This is a genomic window from Pseudomonas sp. GW821-FHT01E05 (assembly GCF_059422425.1).
In genome coordinates this window covers 521,273-545,054 of sequence record NZ_JBWKWW010000001.1, presented here as the reverse complement: position 1 = coordinate 545,054, position 23,782 = coordinate 521,273, and the positions used below count along the sequence as shown (strand labels likewise).

Here is a 23,782-nt window from a genome sequence, read left to right as displayed (position 1 = left end):
GAGCAAGGATGCTCACGATGCGTCTGTTCACCGGTTTATGGCTGGTCCTCTGTTACCTGAACGCCAACGCGAACACTTGCCCCGACTGGCCACCGGCACGAGCCGAGAAGGAGATCGGCGCATTGCAACACTACATCGATCGCTGGGACGACAACTACCATCGACAAGGTCGCTCTCTGGTCACCGACGAGCTTTACGACCAGTCCCGCGCCCGACTTACACAATGGCGTGCGTGTTTCCCCCTGGCCAACGAGCCATTGAATCGTCCCTTGCGCACCGCTATTGGGCCCATTGCCCATCCCATCCCCCATACCGGCCTGGAGAAACTCGCCGACAGCCGCGCCGTCGAAGCCTGGCTCAATAGCCGCAACGACGTATGGATTCAACCAAAAGTCGATGGCGTGGCAGTAACGCTGGTGTATCGCCAAGGCCGGTTAACGCAGGCGATCAGTCGCGGTGACGGTGTCCAGGGGCAAGACTGGACAGCCTCGGCCCGCAAGCTCGACGCCATCCCCGCGCACCTGCCGCAAGCTGTCGATCTGCAGCTTCAAGGCGAACTCTATTGGCGCCTCACCGACCATGTGCAAGCCAAGGCCGGCAGCCTCAACGCCCGCAGCACCGTTGCCGGATTGATGGCACGCAAAGAACTCAGTACTGCCCAGGCTGATGGTATCGGGTTGTTCGTCTGGGATTGGCCGCAAGGCCCGGCCACCCTGCCCGAACGGCTGACCGGTTTGAAGGCACTGGGCTTTACCCAAAGCGTGCAATACAGCCATCCGGTTACACGTTTTGCTGACGCCGAACAATGGCGCGAACACTGGTATCGCACGCCCCTGCCGTTTGCCAGCGACGGCGTGGTGCTGCGCCAGAGTCAGCGCCCACCCGCACAACGCTGGCAAGCCAAAACACCTTATTGGAGTGCCGCCTGGAAGTACCCGTTTGCCCAGGCTTTGGCAGAAGTGCGCAAAGTCAATTTCAAGATCGGCCGTACCGGGCGAATCACCCCGGTACTGGAACTCAAGCCGGTGACACTGGATGACCGGCAGATCAAACGCGTGAGTGTCAGCTCACTGCAACGCTGGCAGGCGCTGGACATCCGTCCCGGCGATCAAGTCGCGATCAGCCTGGCAGGCTTGACCATTCCCCGCCTCGACAGCGTCGTTTTGCGCAGCACGGAGCGCCCCGCGGTAGTCGCACCGCGAGCGGAGGACTTTCATCACCTGAGTTGCTGGCAGCCTGTACCGGGATGTGAGAGCCAGTTCCTGGCACGCCTGATCTGGCTCAGTGGCAAGCAGGGGTTGGCGTTGCAACATATTGGCCCCGGCACCTGGGAAAAACTGATCAGCGCCGGGCGCATCAACAGTCTGCTCGATTGGTTGACCCTCGACACGCTAGAGCTTGCTAACATTGACGGCTTCGGCGAACGCAGCAGCGCCCGCCTGCTCAGTAGTTTGCGCGACGCCAGGCAACGCCCTTTTACACGCTGGCTGAAAGCCTTGGGCCTGCCGCCGACAGCTGATGCCCGCCTCACAGGCCCATGGCAGGCGCTGGCAGCAAGAAGCACCGAACAATGGCAAACCGAAGCCGGGATCGGCCCGGGACGGGCCGCGCAATTGAGCGCGTTTTTCCGCGACCCGCAGGTACTGGCCTTGAGTGAAGAATTACGCGCTGCCGGGATTGATGGCTTTTAGTGGCCTCCCGGCAGTTTTGAACCCGATGAATGTAGATGAGCTCCAACAGCGCATCCGTATGCAGACCTGAAAGCGATTTTTTTCACGGAGCCTTTATGAATTTTTTGTCACCGCTCGCCCTGCTCACGGTTTGCAGTCTGCTGGCCACCCCCCTGCTGGCCACAGAAGAAACCCTCGAGCTCACCGGCTGTGCGGCCAAAGGTCAGGCCATCAGCACCCAGATCGACCAGGCTAAAACCAACGGCAACAGTGATCAGCAGGCGGGTCTTGAAAAAGCCCTGAGCGAAGTTACTGCCCATTGCACCGACTCGTCTTTAAAGAAAGAGCGGGAGAACAAGGTGCTCGATGCCAAGCACGAAGTCAGCCGCCGTCAGACCGACCTTGAGAAAGCCATGAAAAAAGGCGACTCCGAGAAGATCAACAAACTCAAAGACAAACTCGCCAAGTCCCGCAAAGATCTGCAGGACGCTCTGAACGAGCTGGATAAGTAAGGCTGGACAAGGCCGGTGCTAGTTGTGGCAAGGGGCCTTTGTGGCGAGCGAGCTTGTTCCCTCGCCACAGGGTTATCTATTGAGCTGAAAGATCAATGATCACGAAACTGCTTATGACACGCACTACAGGCATCTTCGACTTTCTGCACCGCCGGGCCCAGGTTACTGGCCTTGTAGGGCTGAACCTTGCTGACGATCACCAGTTCGCCGGTGGCGGCTTCCAGCGTGCGGGCCAACTCCTGAAAGCGTGCCTGCTGCTGCCAGACATTGTCCTTGGCGCTGGTGTGACCCTCTTCCTTGACCTGTGGAAAATGCTTCCACGGTTCGCGGGACAAACTGTCCAGTTTCACCGCTCCCTCGGCAAAGCGCCCCCCGTCGAAGGGAATGCGCCCGCGCAACATACCGCCCAGGTCTTCACCAGCCTTGAGCATTTGCTTGAAGATTGCCTTGCGCTGACCCAGCGGCGAGTTCGGATCGACACCGCCGCAGGCGGACAGCGTCAAGCAGGCCAGCAATACAACAGAAAGTCTTTTAAGAGTCATGGTGGCTTCAGGTCACGGGAAACGGCGGCCAGTATCCTCGCGTCATCCGCAAAGACCAATAGCCCTATTAACAATACGGGTTGTTTGAACGCTTCAAGCGCTTGGGCAACCGGCAAAGGAAATACCGAATGAATAGCAATTTCAAGGCATGGCGCCGAAGCCTGACCTGGACTCTACCGATAGTCGCCCTGCTTGCCGGTTGCACTGGTGGCGACAACACAAAGCCGAAAACACATGCCGTCGCCACCTACACCAGTGCGACCTGGGATGCACTGCCCGCCGTTTCCGATAATGATTTGCTCGCCGGCTTCGGCTCCTGGCGCAGTGCCTGCACCCGACTCAAGGCTGACCCGATCTGGGCCGCCACCTGCACGACGGCAGCCAATGTGCCGCAGACGCCTGGCGATATTCGTGGTTTCCTCAAGGAACATCTGGACGTTTACGGCCTGCGCTCTGCCAATGGCAGTGGCAACGGCCTGATCACCGGCTATTACGAACCGGTGTATCCAGGCAGCCTGAGCCAGACGGCGCAAGCGACGGTACCCGTCTATGGCGTGCCCGACGACATGATCATCGTAGCGCTCGACAGCATTTACCCCGAACTCAAAGGCAAGCGCCTGCGTGGCCGGCTCGAAGGTCGGGTGCTCAAGCCCTATGACGATGCTGCCGCCATTGATGCCAAGGGCGTCAAGGCGCCGGTGATTGCCTGGCTGACCGATCCGATGAATCTACAATTTCTGCAGATCCAGGGCTCGGGCCGCATTCAACTGGAAGACGGCCGTCAGCTGCGCATCGGTTATGCCGATCAAAATGGTCACCCGTATCGGCCAATCGGTCGCTGGCTGGTCGACCAGGGCGAGCTGAAAAAAGAAGACGTGACCATGGGCGCCATCAGCGCCTGGGCCAAGACGCATCCAACGCGGATTCCAGAACTGCTCGGCAGCAACCCCAGCTACGTGTTTTTCAATCGCAACCCGGACAGCAATGAGGGCCCGCGCGGCTCGCTCAATGTACCGTTGACCGCTGGCTACAGCGTCGCAGTGGACCGCAAGGTGATTCCGCTGGGCAGCCTGTTGTGGTTATCAACCACACGACCTGACGGCTCCGGACTGGTTCGTCCGGTTGCGGCTCAGGACACGGGTGGCGCCATTACCGGCGAAGTCCGTGCAGATCTGTTCTGGGGAACAGGTGATGCGGCAGGGCAATTGGCCGGGGATATGAAACAGCAGGGACAGATCTGGATGCTGTGGCCTAAAGGCGCGGTGTTGCCAAAGGTGCCCGACGCGCCAACTACCCCGTAGCAGCTGCCGAAGGCTGCGTCCGGCCGCGAAGCGGTCGCAGAATGCCATACCGCAATTTATCAGGCAGATTGCAGCGGCCGGACGCAGGCTACGCCAGCTGCTACGAAACTGCGTCGTCCTTCTACACCGAAACAATAAAGAAACCGGTAATGAGCGCCATACCCACAAACCACACCAGCGAACGCAATATCGCCCAATCCGCCAGATAGCAAATGATGTAGAGCAAGCGGCTGGTGATGAACAACACCGCCAACACATCGATGGTCACCAGCTCAGCGTTGTCGGCGATATGCGCAATGATCACCCCTGCGGCAAACGCCGGGATCACTTCGAAGCTGTTCAATTGCGCGGAGTGCGCGCGCCTGGCGAGCCCTTCCAGGTTGTCGAGAAAGGCCCGCGGATCATGGTTCTCCCGCAGCCCAAATTTGCCGCCACTGAACTTGGCAATATAGGTGCACAGGTAAGGGAGAAAAATAGCGATCAACACACACCAGAATGCGACAGTCATTGCAGTTTCCTTCTTGGCGTTCTTTTGAAGTGCGGTTTAAAACTTCATCACGAGCATGCCGACCAGCACCAGCCCACAGGCCAGGAGCCGCGGTCGGCCGAAAGGTTCTTTCAAGTAGCGCATGCCAAACAGCACCACCAGAATCACACTGATCTCGCGCAGGGCCGCTGCTTCGGCAATCGAGCCCAACTGCATGGCCCATAGCACCAAAGCGTAGCTGAACAACACGCAGAACCCGACGCTCAACCCCAATCGCCATTGCTCGCGCCAGAACGACATGTAGGCTGCACGCTTACGCACCAGCGCCAGCAAAGGAAACGGCCAGGCACTGAGCAACGTCACCCACACCAGGTAATCCAACGGGCGGGACCAGCGCCGCAAGGCCTGGCCGTCGATGAAGGTGTAGCAACCGATACACAGACCGATCAACGCGACCACCGGCAGCATCGACCACGGCAAACGTTCGCCGCCTCCGCCCTGCCAAAGCAGACAGAGCATGCCGAAGGGGATCAGTAAAATCCCGAGGGTTTGCTGGGTCGTCAGCACTTCGCCAGCGAAAATCAGCGTCAAGGCCAACACCACCAGTGGCGACAACCCACGCATCAACGGGTAGACAAGTCCCAGATCACCAACCCGGTAGGCCTGAATCAGCAGGTAGCGATAGAGCAACTCGAACGCCGCGGAAGCCAGGATCCACGGCCAGATTTCGACTGGTGGAAGCGACACGAAAGGTAGCATTGGCGCCACCAAGAGCATCGCTACGCTGTCCATACAGGCCACCACCAACAACCGCTCACCACTGAACTTGATCAGGGTATTCCAGGCCGCGTGCAACAGTGCCGCCACTAACACCAGAGCCGTCGCAAGCACGGCACCCTCCTTGTCTGGATCAAGAGAATTGATTCGCCATATGTTGGCAGCTGTTTATACTGAGGCCGACCACGCCGCACTCAGTTGCGCACATACCTATTCCAATAATTTTTTGCAGCTGCCCAATCCAATGGAGAAGGTAGCCTGCATGCGTATGCCTGATCAGAGCGTCAAGACTACAGACAGAGACCCTGCGCATGCCACTCGCCTTGCTTGCACTGGCTGTTGCCGCTTTCGGCATCGGCACTACTGAATTCGTCATCATGGGTTTGCTGCCCGATGTCGCCAGAGACCTTGGCGTCAGCATTCCCGACGCTGGCCTGCTGATCAGCGGCTACGCCCTGGGCGTGGTGTTCGGTGCACCGATCCTGGCAATCGGCACCGCCAACATGCCGCGCAAAGCCACGCTGCTGGGAATGACCTTGATGTTCATCCTCGGCAACATCCTCTGCGCCCTGGCGCCGAACTACACGACCTTGATGGCTGCCCGGGTGATCACCGCCCTTTGCCACGGCGCGTTCTTCGGCATCGGCTCGGTGGTCGCCGCCGGATTGGTGGCACCGAACAAACGGGCTCAGGCGATTGCCATGATGTTCACCGGCCTGACTCTGGCTAATGTGCTCGGCGTGCCATTAGGGACGGCCCTGGGACAATATGCCGGTTGGCGCTCGACCTTCTGGGCAGTCTCGGTGATCGGCGTGATTGCGGCCATTGCCCAATGGGTCTGGCTGCCAAAGGAAATCGCCATGGACAAAGCCAATCTGGCCAGCGAGTTCAAAGTGCTGGGCAAAGCCAATGTGCTGCTGGCACTGGGCATGAGCGTGCTGGCGTCCACCAGCCTGTTCAGCGTCTTCACCTACATTGCGCCGATCCTGCAGGACATCACCGGTGTAAGCCCCCACGGCATCACCATCATGTTGCTGTTGTTCGGCGTCGGCCTGACCGCCGGCAGCATACTCGGTGGTCGCCTGGCAGACAGCCGCTTGCTGCCGTCATTGGTGGGCATGGCGTTGGCCGTGGTGTTGGTCCTGGCTGCGTTCAGTCAGACCAGCCACTCGGTGATCCCGGCCGCCATCACCTTGTTGCTGTGGGGCGTGTTCGCTTTCGCCTTGTGCCCGATCCTGCAACTGCTGATCATCGACCAGGCCCATGAAGCGCCAAATCTTGGTTCGACCCTGAACCAAAGTGCCTTCAACCTCGGCAATGCCGCCGGCGCCTGGATCGGCGGACTGGTGGTCGCCAGCGGCACCGGCCTCGCCGACCTGCCCTGGACCGGTGCACTGGTCGGCGGCCTGACGGTACTCACCGCACTGCTCTTCATCTACCTGCAACGTCGCGGCGTAGCGGCGGTGAAAGTTTGCGCGTAGGAGCGAGGCTGCCCGCGATGAATACGACACGGTATCTCTGGCGCGACGAATCGCGCTATCGCGAGCAATCGAGCGTCGACCGGCCGCTCCTACAGAAGCCTCACGTTACTCGACAGGCGCGTCTTCCTTGAACTGATCCTTCACATACTTGATCTCGGTCTGGCCATGGGGTGCCGGCAAGCCATCTTCACCGAGATTCACGAAAACCATTTTCTCGACCGTGAGGATACTTTTGCGGGTGATCTTGTTGCGCACTTCGCAGGTCAGGGTGATCGAGGTGCGACCGAACTCGGTGGCGGTGATGCCCAGCTCGATAATGTCGCCCTGACGCGAGGCGCTGACGAAGTTGATTTCCGAAATGTACTTGGTGACCACGCGCTGGTTGCCCAGCTGGACGATGGCGTAGATCGCCGCTTCTTCGTCGATCCAGCGCAACAGGCTGCCGCCGAACAGCGTACCGTTGGGGTTGAGGTCTTCGGGTTTTACCCATTTGCGGGTGTGGAAATTCATGCTCACTCCTGACCGTCTTGCCGATTGATGCTGGCCATCATGGCAGACCGCAGCACCGACCTCTATCAAGCAATGACTATGGACTCGATTACCGTTGGAACATCGGCCGACAGAAAGCCTTGGGATCAATCGCCGACACGGCTATAATCGCCTCCGTTTCAAAACGGTCATCTTCACTTGATACCGTTTTCCCGCCACCTGTCCGAGGGGCGCTGCAGCAGGTATTGACCTGTCAGGCTCGGATGGGGCGTTGTTTGTACAGAGCTCTCCTTTCAAGGGCTTTCTGCACAGACACTAAACGCACAACGGCGCCCATTCGCACACTACGAATGGAGGCTCTTGATGAGCGCTGTAATTACGCCTGCAGATTTTAACGACTACAAAGTCGCCGACATGTCCCTGGCCGCCTGGGGCCGTCGCGAAACCATCATCGCCGAATCGGAAATGCCGGCCCTGATGGGTCTGCGTCGCAAGTACGTTGGTGAGCAGCCGCTCAAAGGCGCAAAAATCCTCGGCTGCATCCACATGACCATTCAGACTGCCGTGCTGATCGAAACCCTGGTTGCCCTGGGTGCCGAAGTACGCTGGTCATCCTGCAACATTTTCTCGACTCAAGACCAGGCCGCTGCCGCTATCGCTGCTGCCGGCATCCCGGTTTTCGCCTGGAAAGGCGAGACTGAAGAAGAGTACGAGTGGTGCCTGGAGCAGACCATCCTGAAAGATGGCCAGCCATGGGACGCCAACATGATCCTCGACGACGGCGGCGACCTGACCGAGCTGCTGCACAAGAAGTACCCTGCCGTTCTGGAGCGCGTTCACGGCGTCACCGAAGAAACCACCACCGGCGTTCACCGCCTGCTGGACATGCTGGCCAAGGGCGAGCTGAAAATCCCGGCCATCAACGTCAACGACTCGGTGACCAAGAGCAAGAACGACAACAAGTACGGCTGCCGTCACAGCCTGAACGACGCGATCAAGCGCGGCACCGACCACCTGCTGTCCGGCAAGCAAGCGCTGGTCATCGGCTACGGTGACGTGGGCAAGGGCTCTGCGCAGTCCCTGCGTCAGGAAGGCATGATCGTCAAAGTTTCCGAAGTCGACCCGATCTGCGCCATGCAAGCCTGCATGGACGGTTTCGAACTGGTTTCGCCGTTCATCGACGGTATCAACACCGGTACCGAAGCAAGCATCGACAAAGCGCTGCTGGGCAAGATCGACCTGATCGTGACCACCACCGGTAACGTCAATGTTTGCGACTCGAACATGCTCAAAGCCCTGAAGAAGCGTGCCGTTGTCTGCAACATCGGTCACTTCGACAACGAAATCGACACTGCTTTCATGCGCAAGAACTGGGCATGGGAAGAAGTGAAGCCACAGGTTCACAAGGTTCACCGTACCGGCCCTGGCGATTTCGACGCACAGAACGACGACTACCTGATCCTGCTGGCCGAAGGCCGTCTGGTTAACCTGGGTAACGCCACTGGCCACCCAAGCCGCATCATGGACGGTTCGTTCGCCAACCAGGTTTTGGCGCAGATCTTCCTGTTCGGTCAGAAGTACGCCGACCTGTCGCCAGCCCAGAAAGCCGAGCGCCTGACCGTTGAAGTACTGCCGAAGAAACTCGACGAAGAAGTGGCCCTGGAAATGGTCCGCGGTTTCGGTGGCGTGGTCACTCAACTGACCAAGCAACAGGCTGAGTACATCGGCGTTACCGTCGAAGGCCCGTTCAAGCCGCACGCTTACCGCTACTGATCGGCACTGCTGTCCGCTCCCCTGTGGGAGCGGGCTTATGCAGGAGCAGCGCTTACTGTAGGAGCCGAGCTTGCTCGCGTGCAGGCACCGTGGTGTTTCAGTAACACCACGGTGATGCTATCGCGAGCAAGCTCGGCCCCTACAGTAAGCGGCCGCTCCTTATGCATGTAGAGGCAGCTAAAGCGCTATCGCGAGCAATCGAGCGTCGACCGGCCGCTCCTACAGAGTTTCCAAGGGTATTCCCATGTCCCAAGACCGTCGCTACAGCTTCGAGTTCTTCCCGACCAAGACCGATGCTGGGCATGAAAAGCTCCTCGCCACTGCCCGTCAGCTGGCCAGTTACAACCCCGACTTCTTCTCCTGCACCTATGGTGCTGGTGGTTCCACCCGTGATCGCACGCTCAACACCGTGCTGCAGCTCGAAAGCGAAGTCAAAGTCTCTGCCGCACCGCACTTGTCCTGCGTCGGCGATAGCAAGAATGACCTGCGCAACCTGCTGAGCCAGTACAAGAATGCGGGCATCACCCGCATTGTCGCCCTGCGCGGTGACCTGCCCTCGGGTATGGGCGTGGCCAGTGGCGAACTGCGCTACGCCAATGATCTGGTGAGCTTCATTCGTGAAGAAACCGGCAACCACTTCCACATCGAAGTCGCCGCTTACCCGGAAATGCACCCGCAAGCGCGCAATTTCGAAGATGATCTAACCAATTTCGTGCGCAAAGCCAACGCTGGCGCCAACAGTGCGATCACCCAGTACTTCTTCAACGCCGACAGCTACTTCTACTTCGTCGAGCGCGTGCGTCAGATGGGCGTGAACATCCCGATCGTGCCGGGCATCATGCCGATCACCAACTACAGCAAGCTGGCACGGTTCTCCGACGCCTGCGGTGCGGAAATCCCACGCTGGATCCGCAAGCAGCTGGAAGCCTACGGTGACGACACCCAGAGCATTCAAGCTTTCGGTGAGCAGGTCATCACCCAGATGTGCGAACGCTTGCTGCAAGGCGGCGCACCAGGGTTGCACTTCTATACCCTGAATCAGGCCGAACCTAGCCTGGCTGTCTGGAATAACCTGAAACTGCCACGTTAAAACAGCCGCAAGCAAGATCAAGAGATCGCAGCCTCTGGCAGCGGTCTTTTGATTTTCAGGCCCTTCGACACCCTTGAGCTAGAGCTTCCAACACCGGTTCTGGCTATTGCTGAAGTCTCGTCGTAATCTCCAGCAATGCCCGTCATTGCCCAGCTACTGACCCTCTTTCTTTTTACTTGCCTGAGCTTTACCGCTCGAGGCGAGAAGCTGCGCATTGTCACCGAGCCCTGGGCTCCCTATGTGTACGAGGAAAACGGCGAGTTTCGTGGCCTGGATTACGAAACCACGGCCATCGTCTTCCAGCGCCTGGGAATCGATGTGGAGTGGCAGTTCCTGCCCTGGAAGCGTTGCCTGGCCATGCTGGAACAAGGTCAGGCCGACGGCGCACTGGATATTTTTCACAGCGACGAACGTGACAACACACTGCTTTATCCCGGCGAGCCGCTGTCGCAAGTGGAGTTCGTACTGTTCTACGCCAATGACCGACCTCACCCCATTCGCACCCTGGACGACCTGCGCGGCCTGACTGTCGGGACGTCGCCAGGCTACTTGTACAGCCAGGATTTCAGCGAGTCGACTCTGTTCAAGCGCGAACCAGCGCCCAGCCATGAAGCCAACTTCGGCAAACTGGTGCGCGGCCGCATCGACTTGCTGATCACTGATCGCCGGGTTGGCCAGTACTTGCTCGATGAATTGCATTTACGCGACCAGATCAGTGAAGACCCCACGATGATCAGCAGTAATAGCCAGTTTCTGGCGCTGCGGCGCAATGCAGGCATGGATTTGCTGGTACAGCGCTTCGGTGCAGAGCTCAAGCGCTTCAAGCGTGAACCGGCCTACGCCGCGCTTAGCGCCCGGTACGCCGGTCACAAAGCCATAACGACCCAGCAAGCGACACCTCCAGACAGCGCAGGAAAAACCGTTGAGCAGCAGGAAAGCAGCGCACACTGATTGCTCTGTTATACTCCGGCCTTCCCGCCAGGCTCACGCCCGGACGCTCGACCTTGTACAAGGCATCTCGACACCGCTACAGCGCAGCCCCAGGCCCGCGCGAGCGCTTTCAGACAAGCTTTCAAGACCGAAGCAGGACCGGACGGGATTGCGTCCTCTTAAACGCGATTCACGCCAGGCAAGACTATCCCTTTGGGCCAAGCCCTAACTAAAACAGGATTACTCATGTCCTTTGCTTCCCTCGGTCTCTCCGAGGCTTTAGTCCGCGCCATCGAGGCAGCGGGCTATACCGAGCCTACTCCGGTGCAACAGCGGGCTATTCCCGCCGTGTTGCAAGGTCGCGATTTGATGGTCGCGGCACAGACAGGTACTGGTAAAACCGGCGGCTTCGCCCTTCCGATTCTGGAGCGGTTGTTCCCCAACGGTCACCCGGACAAATCCCAGCGTCACGGCCCGCGCCAACCGCGCGTACTGGTCCTGACCCCGACTCGCGAACTCGCCGCTCAAGTGCATGAAAGCTTCAAGGTCTATGCCCGCGACCTGAAGTTCGTCAGCGCCTGCATCTTCGGCGGCGTCGGCATGAACCCACAAGTCCAGGCCATGTCCCGTGGCGTTGACGTGCTGGTGGCCTGCCCGGGCCGCCTGCTCGACCTCGCCGGCCAAGGCAGCGTCGACCTGTCCCACGTGGAAATCCTCGTGCTGGACGAGGCCGACCGGATGCTCGACATGGGCTTCGTCCATGACGTGAAAAAGGTCCTTGCCCGCCTGCCGGTCAAACGCCAGAACCTGCTGTTCTCGGCGACCTTCTCCAAAGACATCACCGATCTCGCTGGCAAACTGCTGCACAACCCCGAGCGCATCGAAGTCACGCCACCGAACACCACGGTCGAGCGCATCGAGCAACGGGTGTTCCGCCTGGCCGCCAGCCACAAGCGCTCGCTGCTGGCGCACCTGATTACTGCCGGTGCCTGGGAACAGGTTCTGGTCTTCACCCGTACCAAGCACGGCGCCAACCGCCTGGCCGAGTACCTGGACAAACACGGCCTGAGCGCCGTCGCCATCCACGGTAACAAGAGCCAGAACGCCCGCACCAAAGCCCTGGCTGATTTCAAGGCCGGCGAAGTGCGCATCCTGGTGGCCACCGATATCGCCGCTCGCGGCCTGGATATCGACCAGTTGCCACACGTGGTCAACTTCGAGCTGCCGAACGTCGACGAAGACTACGTACACCGGATTGGCCGTACTGGCCGCGCCGGTCGTTCGGGCGAGGCGATCTCGCTGGTGGCTCCGGATGAAGAAAAACTGCTGAAAAGCATCGAGCGCATGACCAAGCAGAAAATCGCCGATGGCGACCTGATGGGTTTTGACTCCAGCGCCGTAGAAGCCGAGAAACCTGAAGTCCGTGAACGTCCGGATGTGCGTAACCCGCGCAATACTCCGCGCGGTCCACGTGGTGACGGCCCGAATGGCAGCGGTGGCGGCGGTGGCCGCAAAGACAAAGGCAAGGACAAGGGTGGCAAAGAGACCCGTTCCGAACGCCCTGCTCGCGAACATAAGCCACGCGAAGGCACTCCGGCCCGTGAACAGCGTCAGCCAGCTCCACGCGCAGCCGCTGATCGTGCACCGGACGAGTTCCTGGACGACGATGTCGATAACTTCGGTAACCGCGTCGATTACGTCCCGCAACAGAAAGCTCCTCAGGGCCGTGGCCGCCGTCCAGGCGCTCCAGCGCAAGGCGCAGGCTCAGGCTCAGGTGCCGGCGCACCGTCTCGCAGCGGTGGCCAAGGTCGCCCAAGCGCTCCGCGCAATGGCAGCGGCGCCAGCACTGGTACCCCGCCAGCCAAGCGCAACGGCCCGCGTAGCGGTGCTCCACGTGACGGTCAGGCCCGTCGCGAAGAGCCGCGTAACCGTCGCCCGGCACGTGACGATCAGCAGTCGCGCCAGGAACCAGCCGTTCAAAACCCGCGCGCAAACCAGCCGAAGATCATGCACAAGGAGTCGAAAAGCGATCGCTTCCCGACACCTGAGCAACTCGATCAACTGCCAAGCCGTCCACGTGGCGAGAAACCAGCATTGCTGACCCGCAATCGCTGATTTCTCCCGCAAACAAAAACGCCCCCGATCTCACGATCGGGGGCGTTTTTGTTTGTGTCTTTGCAGGAGCGAGGCTTGCCCGCGATGGGGGCAGCTCGGTATCTCTGCTGCTCCCGATATAGTTATCGCGAGCAAGCTACGCTCCTACGGTCTCAGCATTACTTCGCTTGAACACCTTCGAACGAGATGATCAGTGCCAGCTCTTGGGTCTTTGGACCCAGGTCTTTCTGAATGGCGAAGTCTTTCAGCTTGATGGTGGTAGTGCCTTCAAAGCCTGCGCGGTAGCCACCCCATGGATCCTTGCCTTCACCCAGGAAGCGAGCAGCAATAACCACTGGTTTGGTCACGCCGTGCAGGGTCAGGTCGCCAGTCACATCAGCAGTGTCAGCGCCGGTCGATTTAACCGAAGTCGAGACGAATTTCGCTTCCGGGAATTTCGCTGCATCGAGGAAATCCGGTGTGCGGATATGCTTGTCACGTTCGGCGTGGTTGGTATCGACGCTGGCGGTTTTCAGCACGACGTTGATTTTGCTGGCTTCAGGATTTTTTTCATCAAAACTGAAGCTCCCATCCCAGTCCTTGAAGCTACCGTAGATGTAGCTGAAGCCCAGGTGGCTGATCTTGAAGTTGACGAAGGCGTGATTGCCTTCCTTGTCGATCTTGTAGTCCGCGGCCATCGCCCCACCGGCAGACAACAATGCAGTACTGATTGCCAGAACGGCGAGAGTCTTTTTCAACATGCTTTCTATTCCTTTTGAGTTGAGATTGAACGTCAGGCTTTGCGCCCCAGCATTCGAGTCAGGGTCGCATCACGGTCTATAAAGTGGTGTTTCAAAGCGGCCAGGGCATGCACACCGGAGAAGATCACCAGTATCCAGGCCAGATACAAATGCACAGCACCCGCCACATCAGCCTGGTCGGGAAGACCGGAAATCAGCGCAGGAACATCGAACAGATCAAACACCGGAATCCCGACACCGTCGGCGGTGGAAATCAGGTAACCGGCGATCATCACCGCGAACAGGCTCAGATAAAGAAAGGCGTGACCGAGCTTGGCGCCAAGGCGAGTCAAACGCCCGTGACTGGCCGGCACGGGTGGCGGCGGGCTGATAAAGCGCCACAACACCCGCAGCAACATGATCGCGAACAGCGTCAGGCCAATGCTTTTATGAAGGTCCGGTGCTTCTTTTCGCCAGGTGCTGTAGTAGTCGAGACCAACCATCCACAAGCCCAAGGCAAATAGACCGAAAACCGCGAGCGCTACGCCCCAGTGCAGAAAAATGCTGACCCAGCCGTAGCGAGTGGAAGAGTTACGTAGCTGCATTACCTGAATCCTGTAAGAACTGCGACCAAGACTAACCACTTATCTATCGAATTAAAGCGCAAAAATTTGCTTTGAAATATCGAGAAATACGATCAAGAGTCTGAGTTGAGTTGGTTAAGGAAAGATTAACGGCAAATAGGGGGGCGCAATTCAGTGCCCCCAAGGGAGGTACCGGATTTATGAGTCCAACGACTCAAAGAACCGCAAAGAATACGTCAGGCATCGCCTCTATCGCCCCGTTCAAGATAGCTCAAATAACACAATAGGTTGTCCAAGGGACTTGCATTGCATAGGCTTGCGCGATTGTTTGCCTGCGCACGTCGCGAGCCGCCTCGAGGAGAGTGAAAATGGGCCTGAATAATCAGTGGATGCAACGTGATCTCGCAGTTTTGTGGCATCCCTGCACCCAGATGAAAGATCACCAACAACTGCCGCTGATTCCAATCAAGCGTGGTGAAGGTGTCTGGCTGGAAGACTTCGAAGGCAAACGCTACCTCGATGCGGTCAGCTCCTGGTGGGTCAATGTGTTCGGCCACGCCAACCCGCGGATCAATCAGCGCATCAAAGATCAGGTCGATCAGCTTGAGCACGTAATCCTGGCCGGTTTCAGCCATCAGCCCGTGATCGAGCTGTCCGAACGCCTGGTACAGATGACGCCCGAAGGCCTGACCCGGTGCTTCTACGCCGATAACGGCTCATCCTGTATCGAAGTTGCACTGAAAATGAGCTTTCATTACTGGCTCAACCGCGGCCAGCCGAACAAGAAGCGCTTCGTCACCCTGACCAACAGTTACCACGGCGAAACCATCGCCGCGATGTCGGTCGGTGATGTGCCATTGTTCACCGAGACCTACAAGGCGCTGCTGCTCGACACGATCAAGGTGCCGAGCCCGGACTGTTACCTGCGCCCGGAGGGCATGGGCTGGGAAGAGCACTCGCGCAACATGTTCGCCGCCATGGAACAGACCCTGGCCGAAAACCATGACAGCGTCGCTGCGGTGATCGTCGAGCCACTGATCCAGGGCGCTGGCGGTATGCGCATGTATCACCCGGTGTACCTCAAGCTGCTGCGCGAAGCCTGCGACCGCTACGGCGTGCACCTGATCCATGACGAAATCGCTGTCGGCTTTGGCCGTACCGGAACGATGTTCGCCTGCGAGCAGGCCGGCATCCGTCCGGACTTCCTCTGCCTGTCCAAAGCGCTGACCGGCGGCTATCTGCCACTGGCTGCGTGTGTGACCACCGACGAGGTCTATAGCGCTTTCTACGACGACTATCCAACCCTGCGCGCCTTCCTGCACTCCCACAGCTACACCGGCAATCCGCTGGCGTGTGCAGCGGCGCTGGCTACCCTGGATATCTTCGAACAAGACAACGTGATCGAGAACAACAAGGCCCTCGCCCAGCGCATGGCCAGCTCGACCGCGCATCTGGTCGATCATCCGCACGTTTCGGAAGTGCGTCAGACCGGCATGGTGCTGGCCATCGAGATGGTTCAGGACAAGGCCGGCAAGACAGCCTATCCATGGCAGGAACGTCGCGGGCTGAAGGTGTTCCAGCATGCGCTGGAGCGCGGTGCGTTGCTGCGGCCGCTGGGCAACGTGGTGTATTTCCTGCCGCCGTATGTGATCACCCCGCAGCAGATCGACTTCCTTGCCGAAGTGGCCAGTGAAGGGATTGATATCGCTACTCGCAGCGATATCAGCGTGGCGGTGCCAGCGAATTTTCATCCGGATTTTCGTGATCCGGGCTGATACCCACTGATCATTCCCACGCACAGCAAAGGAATGATCCCGTGACGCTCTGCGTCACATCCAAGGCGGACGCGGAGCGTCCATGGTGGCATTCCCACGCGGAGCGTGGGAACGATCAAATTACAGAGATCCATGATGAGACTGTCCCGCTTCTTTATCGACGCCCCTCTGAACCTGGGCGAACACGAACTGCCAGAGGCCCAGGCGCACTACATCAGCCGCGTGCTGCGCATGGCCGAAGGCGATGCGCTGCAAGTATTCGACGGCTCAGGATTTGAGTTTCGCGGCAAGCTGCTGGAAGTCGGCAAGAAGCGCGTGCTGGTCCAGCTGGATGAACATTTCGCCGGGCAGATCGAATCGCCGCTACAGATTCATCTGGGCCAGGGTCTGTCCCGTGGTGAGCGGATGGATTGGGCCATTCAGAAAGCCACTGAGCTGGGTGTCACTGAAATCACTCCGATCTTCAGCGACCGCTGCGAAGTTCGCCTCAAGGACGAACGTGCCGACAAGCGCCTGATGCACTGGCGCCAGGTCGCCATCAGCGCTTGCGAACAATGCGGGCGTTCGCGCGTACCGGTGATTCATCCGCCGCTGCTGCTGGCCGATTGGTTGAAACAGACCGAAGCCGAGTTGAAGCTGGTGCTGCACCCGGTGGCCGAGCCGCTGGTCAGCCATGCCAAACCGCAGACGCTGGCCTTCCTGATCGGTCCGGAGGGTGGGCTGTCCGACCCTGAAGTCGATCAGGCTCAAGACGCGGGTTTCCATTCCGCCCGTCTTGGCCCGAGAGTGTTGCGGACCGAGACGGCGCCGGTGGTGGCGTTGGCGGTTGCACAGCAGTTGTGGGGCGATTTCTAACGGCACTATTTGATCGTTCCCACGCTGAGCGTGGGAATGATCTGCGCTGGGGTTATTGCACCGGATCACTCACCGGTTTGGCGATGATTGCCTTCAGCTCGCTGGTCATCGGGAATTCCAGGTTCAGGCCCTTGGGCGGGATCGGCTGTTCGAACCAGCGCTGATAGATGCCGTTGATCTCACCCGAACGGTACAGGTCAGCCAGCGTGCCGTTCACCAGTTCAAGGAACTGCGGGTCATCCTTGCGCACCATGCAGCTGTAGATTTCCCGCGACTGCTCTTCCCCCACCACAACCCATTTATGCGGATCGCGGGCTTTGGCGCGTTCGCCATACAGCAGCGCGTCATCCATGTAAAACGCCGCAGCCCGACCCGTTTGCAACATCTGGAAGGCTTCGCCGTGATCCTTGGCGCTGATCACGAACATGTCGATCTTGTGCTCGGCGTTGTAGCTTTTCAGGAAGCGTTCGTTGGTGGTGCCGGCGGTGGTCACCACGTTCTTGCCGCGCAAGTCGGTGAAACTCTTGATCCCGCTATCCTTGGCGGTCAGCAGTTGGCCCTTCACATAGATAAACCCGTAGGAAAAGGCTACCTGCTTCTGCCGTTCGGCAGTGACGCCGGTGGAGCCGCACTCAAGGTCCACGGTGCCGTTCTGCACCAGAGGGATGCGGGTCTGCGAGGTGACCAGGTTGTAGTTCACCTTGAGCTGCGGCAGATCGAGTTTGTGCCGGATCCGTTCGACGATTTTGTTCGCCAGGTCTACCGAGTAGCCCATGGGTTGGCCAGTGTTGTCACCCACATAGGAAAACGGCACCGACGCATCGCGATAGCCCAAGGTGATGCTTTGGGCATTGGCGATCTTGCTGAGCGTACCCTCGAGCGGTGCTTGGCCGGCCTGCAACTGGGCGCTGAGCAGAAGGCTCAGGGTGCAACCGATCAACGTGATTTTTTGCATTGTTATTCTCCGTTGTGGGTAAGGGAATTTAGCGGCGAGCCGCGGTGACAGTGATTTCTACCAATATTTCCGGCCGCGCCAGTTCGGCTTGCAGGGTTGTGCGCGTTGGTGCCTGACCGGGCGATAACCAGGCCGACCAGATTTCATTCATGGCGGCAAAGTCGTTCTGAATATCCTTCAGGTAAATGGTCGCGCTGAGCAGATGATCCTTGTCGCTGCCCGCCTCGGCCAGCAAGTCGTCGATCTTGTCCAGCACCTCTTGGGTCTGGCCGCTCACTTCGGTACTGGCACCCGGCACTTGGCCGGAAAGAAATACCAGCTCCCCGAAGGTCACGGCACCGCAGAGTCGGCTGTTGCTGTTGATTCGGCTGATGGTCATACGATTTTCCTTCTAATGGATAAGGGGTCAGGCGGCATGGGGCGTGAGGCCCTGCATATCGATCGAGGTACTGCGCTGGCCTATCAACTCGCTGAGCAGACGAGCACTGCCACAGGCCAGGGTGAAGCCCAGGGCACCGTGCCCCAGATTAAGCCAGAGATTGCGATAGGCACTGGCGCCGATCAGCGGCACGCCGCTGGGTGTGGCCGGACGCATGCCGGCCCATTCGGTGGCAGCGTCATAGTCCCCGGCATTCGGGAAAGTCCCGCAGGCCTGGCGTTTCATCAACGCCAGACGTTTTGGCTCAAGGGCCGGATCGAAACCGACGATGTCGACCATCGCCGCCACCCGCAATTGCTGACCGATGCGCGCGTAAACAATCTTGCGGTCGTAATCGGTGATGCTGACGTCCGGCGCCCGATGCTGCGGGCCGATCGGTACGGTGAGGCTGTATCCCTTGAGGGGATAAAGCGGCACATGCATACCGGGCAGCGCCAGGGCCGGGCTGCGATGACCGGCAGCGATCACCAGTTGCTCGACCGGCAGGACTTGATGACCTAGCTCGATGGCCTGCACCGCGCCGTGCGCATGACGAATGCCCGTCACCGAACGGCCCAGCAGAAACTCGCAGCGACCTGAAGCTTTCAATCTCGCGGCCAGTTGCTGGCAGAAGGCGTGACAGTCGCCGACCTCTTCGTCCGGGGTGTAAATCGCGCCGACAAAGGGTGCTCCGCTCAACACCGGCTCGAGTTGTGCGCAGTCGGCCTGGGACAGTATTTGCTGGTGAAGGGTATCGGTCAGTTTGTGCCTGGCATGGGCAAAACTGCCCGGCTCGCGGAAAGTCACCAGCTTGCCATTGCGCCGCCAGTTGAAACCGTCGAGGCGATCTTCGTCACGCCAGGTTTGCAGCGTCGACTGGCTCAACAACGCCAGACGCAACAGGTGACCGGCGTTCTTGCGGTTCACTGAAGTACGGCATGCCCCCAGGAACGCTGCCATCCAGCGCCACTGCGCCAGGTCCAGACGCGGGCGCAGCTTCAACGGCGAATCACCGCGCAACATCCAGCCGATCGCCTGCAAGGGCACACCGGCATCCGCCAGCGGAGCGACATAGCGATAAGAGAGCTGGCCGCCATTGGCGAAACTGGTTTCGCTGCCCAGTGAGTCCCGCGCCTCGACCACAGTGACATCAAAGCCATCGCGAACCAGCGCGTAGGCGGTTGCCAACCCGATCACGCCACCACCGATGATGCAAACCCGCTGAGTCATGTCAGTCCTTAGCCTGTTATTGAAACATGCTTGAGGTTAGGACCAGGTGACAGGCGCGGAACAATGAATAAAGATGTGGCAACCATAAACAAAGGTTATGGACTTGCCATGCGATTGCGCCATATCGAGATCTTCCAGGCCATCCGCCAGACCGGTTCGGTCAGCGGCGCGGCGCAACTGCTGCACGTCTCGCAGCCTGCGGTAACCAAAGTGCTGCAGCATGCCGAGCTGCAATTGGGCTTCCCGTTATTCCTGCGAGTACGCGGCAAATTGCAAGCCACGCCCGAGGCGCTAGAGCTGGAGCGCGAGGTCGATAAGGTTACCGAAAGCCTGCAAGGCGTGCGTCGCCTGGCCCAGAGCCTGCGGCGCGAACCGGGCCACAGCCTGCGCATCGGCGCCACACCGGCGCTGGCCCTCTCACTCTTGCCGCCGGCCATCAGCGAGTGGACCCGGCGTTACCCGGACATCGTCTGCGAGCTGTCCAGTGCCCACAGCCGCGAACTGGTGCAGAACCTGTTGATGCGAGAGATTGATGTCGCCCTCACCCTCCAGCGACCGGACCATCCCGGGCTGACTGCCCAGGCACTGGCTCACGGTGTGCTGGTGGTGTTGGCGCCACTGGACTATTGGCCCGACGACGCCAAAGGCAAGCCGTTACCGCTGATGGAGTTGGCCGATGCGCCATTGATTGGTCTGTCCAGCGCCGATCCGTTATCGGCAAAACTCGACAGTTACCTCAAAGCCGTCGAACCGCCACCGCGGGTCAGCATTGCCGTGCAGACCTATTCATTGGCCAGGGCCATGGTCGAATCAGGCGCCGGGTTGGCGGTGATCGACCCGTTCACCGCCCTTGGCGCCTCGCCGGCCACCACCGCCATCCGCCCGCTGGCGCCGGCGCTGCCGATCACCCTGTACGCCGTGACCCGCGCCGATGAAGCGCCTGCGCATACCCTGAGCAACCTGCTGGAGATTTTCAGCAGCCGCGCTCAGGAGCAGCTGGATCGGTTGATGGATCGGGGTTGAGCTTTTGCTTCACAACACATAAAAAAGAATCGCCACAAAGTGCAGCAAACTGCCGGCGATCACAAACAAGTGCCAGATTCCATGGGCATGCCGCAGACGGCTGTCGAGGGCGAAGAAGATGATACCCACGGTGTAAAACACCCCGCCCGATGCCAGCCAGGCGAAACCGGCAGTGCCCAGTGCCGCCAGCAGTGGCTTGACCGCCACCAGCACGATCCAGCCCATCACGGCGTAGATCACAATCGAAAGTATCCGCGCCTCGGAGCGCGGCTTGATCTCTTGCAGGATGCCGATGATCGCCAACCCCCAGACAATCCCGAACAACGTCCAGCCCCACGGGCCGCGCAAGGTGACCAGACAGAACGGCGTATAACTCCCGGCGATCAGCAGGTAGATCGAAAAGTGATCAACCTTTTGCATGATCGCTTTCTTGCGCCCTTTCACGCTGTGATACACCGTCGAGGCGCTGTATAGCACCAGCAAGGTGAAGCCATAAATCGCCACGCTGACAATCTTCCAGGGACTGCCGTCCAGGCTGGCAATTACCAGTAACCAGACCACCCCGATACACGCCGCGACCGCCCCCACCAGATGCGTCCATGCGTTGAGCTTTTCCCCGTGATACATGCCTCACTCACCTCGTCTACCGACACAACATCACCTAAGGCTTAGTCTTGCAGACTAAAAGTGCAATGTTTCTAAACGTCGCACATTGAAAAATGCTTCAGCCAAGTGCTGATCAGTTGGGCACAATCAGGTCATTCGAATAAGAGTCTGCGCCATGCTGATCGATGAAGAGTTGACCCTGAAAAAGCTTGAAGTGTTCCTGGCCTTCATGCGCACCGGCAATCTGGCGCGGGCGGCGGTTGAGTTGCAGACCAGCAACGTCAGCGTGCACCGGGCGATTCACTCGTTGGAGAGCGCCCTGCGTTGCCCGTTGTTCAAACATGAAGGACGCAACCTGACGCCGCTGGAAAGCGCTTATGTACTGGAAGAACGCGCGCAGAAGCTGATCCAGGACGTGGTCGAATGCGTGCGCCTGACCCGCGAAGCCGCCGGGTTCTCTGCTGAGCGCTTCAAGCTTGGCTCGCTGTATTCGCTGACGGTAAAGACCGTGCCGCAACTGATCATGGGCCTGAAAATCCGCCGCAGCGAACTGAATATCGACCTGATTCTTGGCTCGAACATCGACCTGTTGTACAAGCTGAAAAACATGGAAGTCGACGCGATTCTGGTGTCTCTCGACGAGAGTGTGAACGACCCGGACTGCGAACAGATCCCATTGTTCTCCGACGATATTTTCCTCGCCACACCAGCCGACTCACCGTTCGCGCAACAAGCGGAAGTCGACCTGAACGATGTGCGCGACGCGACGTTCATCACCCTGACCCAAGGCTTCGCCACCCATCAGGACGGCATTCGGGTGTTCAAACAGGCAGGCTTCGAGCCGAAGGTGGCGATGCAGGTCAACGACATCTTCACCCTGCTGAGCATGGTCAGCTCCGGGGTCGGTTATGCGTTGCTGCCGGGGAGGATTGCGGCGGTGTATGAGAATCGGGTGAAGCTGATCCCGTTACAGGCACGTTATCGCCTGCAACAGCATATCGGCGTAGTGTTTCTCAAGGCCAAGGAGCGTGATCCGAATTTGTTAGCGCTGCTGGCAGAGTGTCGAATGTATGCCAATCGACATGCCTGATACACCGCCTAATGATCGTTCCCACGCTTCGCGTGGGAATGCCTGAATGGACGCTCGGCGTCCGCTCTTGTGACGCAGAGCGTCACGGGCTGCATTCCCACGCGGAGCGTGGGAACGATCTGAAAAACGATCTGATGCAGAGTTCGGGCTTACCCCACTATCCCCCGCACAATGAAATACAGCAGCGAAGGCCCAAGCAGGCAACCCAACCCGGTGTGGAAAGTCGCCGTCAGCGCACCATAGGGCACCAGCCGCCGATCTGTCGCCGCCAGTCCCGCCGTCACACCGCTGACCGTTCCGGCCAAACCACCGAAGACCATCGCCGAGCGCGGGTTGTCGAGCCCCATCCAGCGTGCGGCCAACGGCGTGCCAACCATTACCATGATCGCCTTGATCAACCCGGTAGCAATGGACAACGCCACCACATCGGAGCTCGCACCAATCGCCGCACCGGTAACCGGGCCGACGATGTATGTCACCGCGCCGGCACCAATGGTGGTCATGCTGATCGCATCGCGATAGCCGAACACCCAGGCAATACTCGCGCCGACGATAAACGGCAGCACCGTGCCCAACAACAGCGCGATCGCCCCGACCAGTCCGGCCTTGCGCGCTTCGCTGGCTTGTACTTCGAAAGCCGTCGCGACAATCGCAAAGTCCCGCAGCATGGCACCGCCCATCAGGCCGATACCGGAAAACAGGGCCATGTCCGCCAGGCCTTTCTGTCCACCAGTAATGGTGCCGCCGACCCAGGCCAGCACCAGCCCGATGACGATGGCAATCGCCGAGCCGTGAATCCGACCGAAGGTCAATCGCTTGGACAGCACCACGGAGATCCACATGATCACGCCGACGAAAGCGAACGCTGTAACCAGACCGTTATGTTCCAGACCTTGTTCAATGAGATTCCACATATCAGCGGCCCCCAACGGTAGCGACAGGCGACACGCTATCGACCGGTTCGTCCGGCAGTGGCTCGCCTTTATGAGTCCGGCTGATCAGGGCGATGGTGCAACCGCAAACCACCACCGAACCGATCGCCGCCAGCACCGCCACCGGGCCGCCGTGCAGGGCGGTGACCACGTTCTGTTGCGCGGCCATGGCCACCACCACCGGAATGTACATGGCGCCCCAGAAGCCGACGCCCATCTCGCAATCCTTGGTCATGCCACCGTGCCTTTGCATCCACAAGCGCGCGCAGATCAGCAGGATCATGGCGATGCCCACACCGCCGACATTTGATTTCACCCCCAGCAGCACACCGAGCATGTCACCCAGGATCACCCCTGCCAGCGTACAAATCGCCAACAGCGCCACACCGTAAATAATCATTGTTGTTGTCCTCAAAGTGCATCGTCGA

At 59.4% G+C, this 23,782-nt stretch carries 24 protein-coding genes and 1 riboswitch; of the genes, 12 read left to right on the top strand and 12 right to left on the bottom strand.

Annotation, left to right across the window (positions count from 1 at the left end):
* The first annotated feature begins 8 nt into the window (after positions 1-8).
* Positions 9-1,691 (top strand): NAD-dependent DNA ligase LigB, encoded by a 1,683-nt coding sequence (gene ligB / locus AC07W5_RS02715; protein ID WP_495022741.1) that lies wholly within the window; start codon positions 9-11, stop codon positions 1,689-1,691.
* A 95-nt stretch (positions 1,692-1,786) separates the two neighbouring features.
* The gene (locus AC07W5_RS02710) at positions 1,787-2,182 is read left to right on the top strand and encodes a DUF1090 domain-containing protein (RefSeq protein WP_495022740.1); all 396 of its coding nucleotides are present in this window, start codon (positions 1,787-1,789) and stop codon (positions 2,180-2,182) included.
* Between the two features lie 92 nt (positions 2,183-2,274).
* On the opposite strand, the gene AC07W5_RS02705 is transcribed toward AC07W5_RS02710, so the two are convergent.
* A complete protein-coding gene (locus AC07W5_RS02705) occupies positions 2,275-2,724 on the bottom strand; it encodes a c-type cytochrome (protein ID WP_495012020.1) in 450 nt (149 codons plus the stop codon).
* A gap of 128 nt (positions 2,725-2,852) precedes the next feature.
* Here AC07W5_RS02705 and mltA point away from each other — a divergent pair, with 128 nt between their 5' ends.
* Complete coding sequence (gene mltA, locus AC07W5_RS02700; protein WP_494990667.1) at positions 2,853-4,025, top strand: murein transglycosylase A; 1,173 nt, start codon at positions 2,853-2,855, stop codon at positions 4,023-4,025.
* A gap of 121 nt (positions 4,026-4,146) precedes the next feature.
* On the opposite strand, the gene AC07W5_RS02695 is transcribed toward mltA, so the two are convergent.
* Together AC07W5_RS02695 and AC07W5_RS02690 are read right to left on the bottom strand one after the other, a co-directional pair.
* On the bottom strand, positions 4,147-4,533 hold the full coding sequence (locus AC07W5_RS02695; protein ID WP_494990668.1) for an MAPEG family protein: 387 nt from the start codon (positions 4,531-4,533) through the stop codon (positions 4,147-4,149).
* A 36-nt stretch (positions 4,534-4,569) separates the two neighbouring features.
* Positions 4,570-5,403 (bottom strand): EamA family transporter, encoded by an 834-nt coding sequence (locus AC07W5_RS02690; RefSeq protein ID WP_495022739.1) that lies wholly within the window; start codon positions 5,401-5,403, stop codon positions 4,570-4,572.
* A 197-nt stretch (positions 5,404-5,600) separates the two neighbouring features.
* Here AC07W5_RS02690 and AC07W5_RS02685 point away from each other — a divergent pair, with 197 nt between their 5' ends.
* A complete protein-coding gene (locus tag AC07W5_RS02685) occupies positions 5,601-6,770 on the top strand; it encodes an MFS transporter (RefSeq protein ID WP_495022738.1) in 1,170 nt (389 codons plus the stop codon).
* A gap of 105 nt (positions 6,771-6,875) precedes the next feature.
* On the opposite strand, the gene AC07W5_RS02680 is transcribed toward AC07W5_RS02685, so the two are convergent.
* Positions 6,876-7,280 (bottom strand): acyl-CoA thioesterase, encoded by a 405-nt coding sequence (locus AC07W5_RS02680; protein ID WP_489069042.1) that lies wholly within the window; start codon positions 7,278-7,280, stop codon positions 6,876-6,878.
* Between the two features lie 198 nt (positions 7,281-7,478).
* A riboswitch (S-adenosyl-L-homocysteine riboswitch) is annotated at positions 7,479-7,601 on the top strand.
* A 21-nt stretch (positions 7,602-7,622) separates the two neighbouring features.
* Here AC07W5_RS02680 and ahcY point away from each other — a divergent pair.
* The 4 genes from ahcY to rhlE2 all read left to right on the top strand — a co-directional run bounded on the left by ahcY (position 7,623) and on the right by rhlE2 (position 13,167).
* Positions 7,623-9,032, top strand: coding sequence for an adenosylhomocysteinase (gene ahcY / locus AC07W5_RS02675; protein ID WP_494990671.1), 1,410 nt, complete (start codon positions 7,623-7,625; stop codon positions 9,030-9,032).
* A 244-nt stretch (positions 9,033-9,276) separates the two neighbouring features.
* Complete coding sequence (gene metF / locus AC07W5_RS02670; RefSeq protein WP_494990672.1) at positions 9,277-10,122, top strand: methylenetetrahydrofolate reductase [NAD(P)H]; 846 nt, start codon at positions 9,277-9,279, stop codon at positions 10,120-10,122.
* Positions 10,123-10,257: 135 nt separating this feature from the next.
* Positions 10,258-11,073, top strand: a complete 816-nt coding sequence (locus tag AC07W5_RS02665; RefSeq protein WP_495022737.1) for a substrate-binding periplasmic protein — start codon at positions 10,258-10,260, stop codon at positions 11,071-11,073.
* 225 nt (positions 11,074-11,298) lie between these two features.
* Positions 11,299-13,167, top strand: a complete 1,869-nt coding sequence (gene rhlE2 / locus AC07W5_RS02660; RefSeq protein WP_495022736.1) for an RNA helicase RhlE2 — start codon at positions 11,299-11,301, stop codon at positions 13,165-13,167.
* 158 nt (positions 13,168-13,325) lie between these two features.
* Here the strand turns inward: rhlE2 and AC07W5_RS02655 are convergent, their stop codons facing one another.
* On the bottom strand, positions 13,326-13,907 hold the full coding sequence (locus AC07W5_RS02655) for a YceI family protein (protein ID WP_495022735.1): 582 nt from the start codon (positions 13,905-13,907) through the stop codon (positions 13,326-13,328).
* Between the two features lie 32 nt (positions 13,908-13,939).
* Positions 13,940-14,491, bottom strand: a complete 552-nt coding sequence (locus AC07W5_RS02650) for a cytochrome b (RefSeq protein WP_495013113.1) — start codon at positions 14,489-14,491, stop codon at positions 13,940-13,942.
* Between the two features lie 347 nt (positions 14,492-14,838).
* Between AC07W5_RS02650 and AC07W5_RS02645 the strand changes: the two genes are divergently transcribed.
* Positions 14,839-16,245, top strand: a complete 1,407-nt coding sequence (locus tag AC07W5_RS02645) for an adenosylmethionine--8-amino-7-oxononanoate transaminase (protein ID WP_495013112.1) — start codon at positions 14,839-14,841, stop codon at positions 16,243-16,245.
* Positions 16,246-16,380: 135 nt separating this feature from the next.
* Positions 16,381-17,100 carry a 16S rRNA (uracil(1498)-N(3))-methyltransferase gene (locus tag AC07W5_RS02640; protein WP_494991172.1) on the top strand — a complete coding sequence of 240 codons (720 nt, stop codon included), beginning with the start codon at positions 16,381-16,383 and terminating at the stop codon, positions 17,098-17,100.
* 52 nt (positions 17,101-17,152) lie between these two features.
* Here the strand turns inward: AC07W5_RS02640 and AC07W5_RS02635 are convergent, their stop codons facing one another.
* Genes AC07W5_RS02635 through AC07W5_RS02625 form a run of 3 tightly spaced genes read right to left on the bottom strand, consistent with a single transcriptional unit; the run spans position 17,153 to position 19,703 of the window.
* Positions 17,153-18,055: a transporter substrate-binding domain-containing protein gene (locus tag AC07W5_RS02635; RefSeq protein ID WP_494990678.1), complete on the bottom strand. Its 903-nt coding sequence runs from the start codon at positions 18,053-18,055 to the stop codon at positions 17,153-17,155.
* A 28-nt stretch (positions 18,056-18,083) separates the two neighbouring features.
* A complete protein-coding gene (locus tag AC07W5_RS02630; RefSeq protein WP_494990679.1) occupies positions 18,084-18,434 on the bottom strand; it encodes a RidA family protein in 351 nt (116 codons plus the stop codon).
* A gap of 27 nt (positions 18,435-18,461) precedes the next feature.
* The gene (locus AC07W5_RS02625) at positions 18,462-19,703 is read right to left on the bottom strand and encodes a D-amino acid dehydrogenase (RefSeq protein WP_495013111.1); all 1,242 of its coding nucleotides are present in this window, start codon (positions 19,701-19,703) and stop codon (positions 18,462-18,464) included.
* 108 nt (positions 19,704-19,811) lie between these two features.
* Here AC07W5_RS02625 and AC07W5_RS02620 point away from each other — a divergent pair, with 108 nt between their 5' ends.
* The gene (locus tag AC07W5_RS02620; protein ID WP_494990681.1) at positions 19,812-20,726 is read left to right on the top strand and encodes a LysR family transcriptional regulator; all 915 of its coding nucleotides are present in this window, start codon (positions 19,812-19,814) and stop codon (positions 20,724-20,726) included.
* Positions 20,727-20,735: 9 nt separating this feature from the next.
* Here AC07W5_RS02620 and trhA read toward each other — a convergent pair whose 3' ends face one another.
* Positions 20,736-21,353 carry a PAQR family membrane homeostasis protein TrhA gene (gene trhA / locus AC07W5_RS02615; protein WP_495022734.1) on the bottom strand — a complete coding sequence of 206 codons (618 nt, stop codon included), beginning with the start codon at positions 21,351-21,353 and terminating at the stop codon, positions 20,736-20,738.
* A gap of 154 nt (positions 21,354-21,507) precedes the next feature.
* On the opposite strand from trhA, the gene AC07W5_RS02610 reads away from it, so the two are divergent.
* Positions 21,508-22,422, top strand: a complete 915-nt coding sequence (locus AC07W5_RS02610; RefSeq protein ID WP_494990683.1) for a LysR family transcriptional regulator — start codon at positions 21,508-21,510, stop codon at positions 22,420-22,422.
* Between the two features lie 149 nt (positions 22,423-22,571).
* Here the strand turns inward: AC07W5_RS02610 and madM are convergent, their stop codons facing one another.
* Together madM and madL are read right to left on the bottom strand one after the other, a co-directional pair.
* Positions 22,572-23,336: a malonate transporter subunit MadM gene (gene madM, locus AC07W5_RS02605; RefSeq protein ID WP_494990684.1), complete on the bottom strand. Its 765-nt coding sequence runs from the start codon at positions 23,334-23,336 to the stop codon at positions 22,572-22,574.
* Between the two features lies 1 nt (position 23,337).
* Positions 23,338-23,754, bottom strand: a complete 417-nt coding sequence (madL, locus tag AC07W5_RS02600; protein ID WP_494990685.1) for a malonate transporter subunit MadL — start codon at positions 23,752-23,754, stop codon at positions 23,338-23,340.
* Positions 23,755-23,782 lie beyond the last annotated feature (28 nt).

What these genes read in the sequence shown, in the direction of transcription:
- AC07W5_RS02630 (WP_494990679.1), bottom strand. Translation starts at nt 18,434, where the DNA reads ATGACCATCAGCCGAATCAACAGCAACAGCCGACTCTGCGGTGCCGTG.
- AC07W5_RS02695 (WP_494990668.1), bottom strand. Translation starts at nt 4,533, where the DNA reads ATGACTGTCGCATTCTGGTGTGTGTTGATCGCTATTTTTCTCCCTTAC.
- AC07W5_RS02710 (WP_495022740.1), top strand. Translation starts at nt 1,787, where the DNA reads ATGAATTTTTTGTCACCGCTCGCCCTGCTCACGGTTTGCAGTCTGCTG.
- AC07W5_RS02620 (WP_494990681.1), top strand. Translation starts at nt 19,812, where the DNA reads ATGCGATTGCGCCATATCGAGATCTTCCAGGCCATCCGCCAGACCGGT.
- rhlE2 (WP_495022736.1), top strand. Translation starts at nt 11,299, where the DNA reads ATGTCCTTTGCTTCCCTCGGTCTCTCCGAGGCTTTAGTCCGCGCCATC.
- AC07W5_RS02645 (WP_495013112.1), top strand. Translation starts at nt 14,839, where the DNA reads ATGGGCCTGAATAATCAGTGGATGCAACGTGATCTCGCAGTTTTGTGG.
- mltA (WP_494990667.1), top strand. Translation starts at nt 2,853, where the DNA reads ATGAATAGCAATTTCAAGGCATGGCGCCGAAGCCTGACCTGGACTCTA.
- AC07W5_RS02705 (WP_495012020.1), bottom strand. Translation starts at nt 2,724, where the DNA reads ATGACTCTTAAAAGACTTTCTGTTGTATTGCTGGCCTGCTTGACGCTG.
- ligB (WP_495022741.1), top strand. Translation starts at nt 9, where the DNA reads ATGCTCACGATGCGTCTGTTCACCGGTTTATGGCTGGTCCTCTGTTAC.
- AC07W5_RS02655 (WP_495022735.1), bottom strand. Translation starts at nt 13,907, where the DNA reads ATGTTGAAAAAGACTCTCGCCGTTCTGGCAATCAGTACTGCATTGTTG.
- AC07W5_RS02650 (WP_495013113.1), bottom strand. Translation starts at nt 14,491, where the DNA reads ATGCAGCTACGTAACTCTTCCACTCGCTACGGCTGGGTCAGCATTTTT.
- AC07W5_RS02625 (WP_495013111.1), bottom strand. Translation starts at nt 19,703, where the DNA reads ATGACTCAGCGGGTTTGCATCATCGGTGGTGGCGTGATCGGGTTGGCA.
- AC07W5_RS02635 (WP_494990678.1), bottom strand. Translation starts at nt 18,055, where the DNA reads ATGCAAAAAATCACGTTGATCGGTTGCACCCTGAGCCTTCTGCTCAGC.
- ahcY (WP_494990671.1), top strand. Translation starts at nt 7,623, where the DNA reads ATGAGCGCTGTAATTACGCCTGCAGATTTTAACGACTACAAAGTCGCC.
- AC07W5_RS02685 (WP_495022738.1), top strand. Translation starts at nt 5,601, where the DNA reads ATGCCACTCGCCTTGCTTGCACTGGCTGTTGCCGCTTTCGGCATCGGC.
- trhA (WP_495022734.1), bottom strand. Translation starts at nt 21,353, where the DNA reads ATGTATCACGGGGAAAAGCTCAACGCATGGACGCATCTGGTGGGGGCG.
- madM (WP_494990684.1), bottom strand. Translation starts at nt 23,336, where the DNA reads ATGTGGAATCTCATTGAACAAGGTCTGGAACATAACGGTCTGGTTACA.
- AC07W5_RS02640 (WP_494991172.1), top strand. Translation starts at nt 16,381, where the DNA reads ATGAGACTGTCCCGCTTCTTTATCGACGCCCCTCTGAACCTGGGCGAA.
- madL (WP_494990685.1), bottom strand. Translation starts at nt 23,754, where the DNA reads ATGATTATTTACGGTGTGGCGCTGTTGGCGATTTGTACGCTGGCAGGG.
- AC07W5_RS02610 (WP_494990683.1), top strand. Translation starts at nt 21,508, where the DNA reads ATGCTGATCGATGAAGAGTTGACCCTGAAAAAGCTTGAAGTGTTCCTG.
- AC07W5_RS02665 (WP_495022737.1), top strand. Translation starts at nt 10,258, where the DNA reads ATGCCCGTCATTGCCCAGCTACTGACCCTCTTTCTTTTTACTTGCCTG.
- metF (WP_494990672.1), top strand. Translation starts at nt 9,277, where the DNA reads ATGTCCCAAGACCGTCGCTACAGCTTCGAGTTCTTCCCGACCAAGACC.
- AC07W5_RS02680 (WP_489069042.1), bottom strand. Translation starts at nt 7,280, where the DNA reads ATGAATTTCCACACCCGCAAATGGGTAAAACCCGAAGACCTCAACCCC.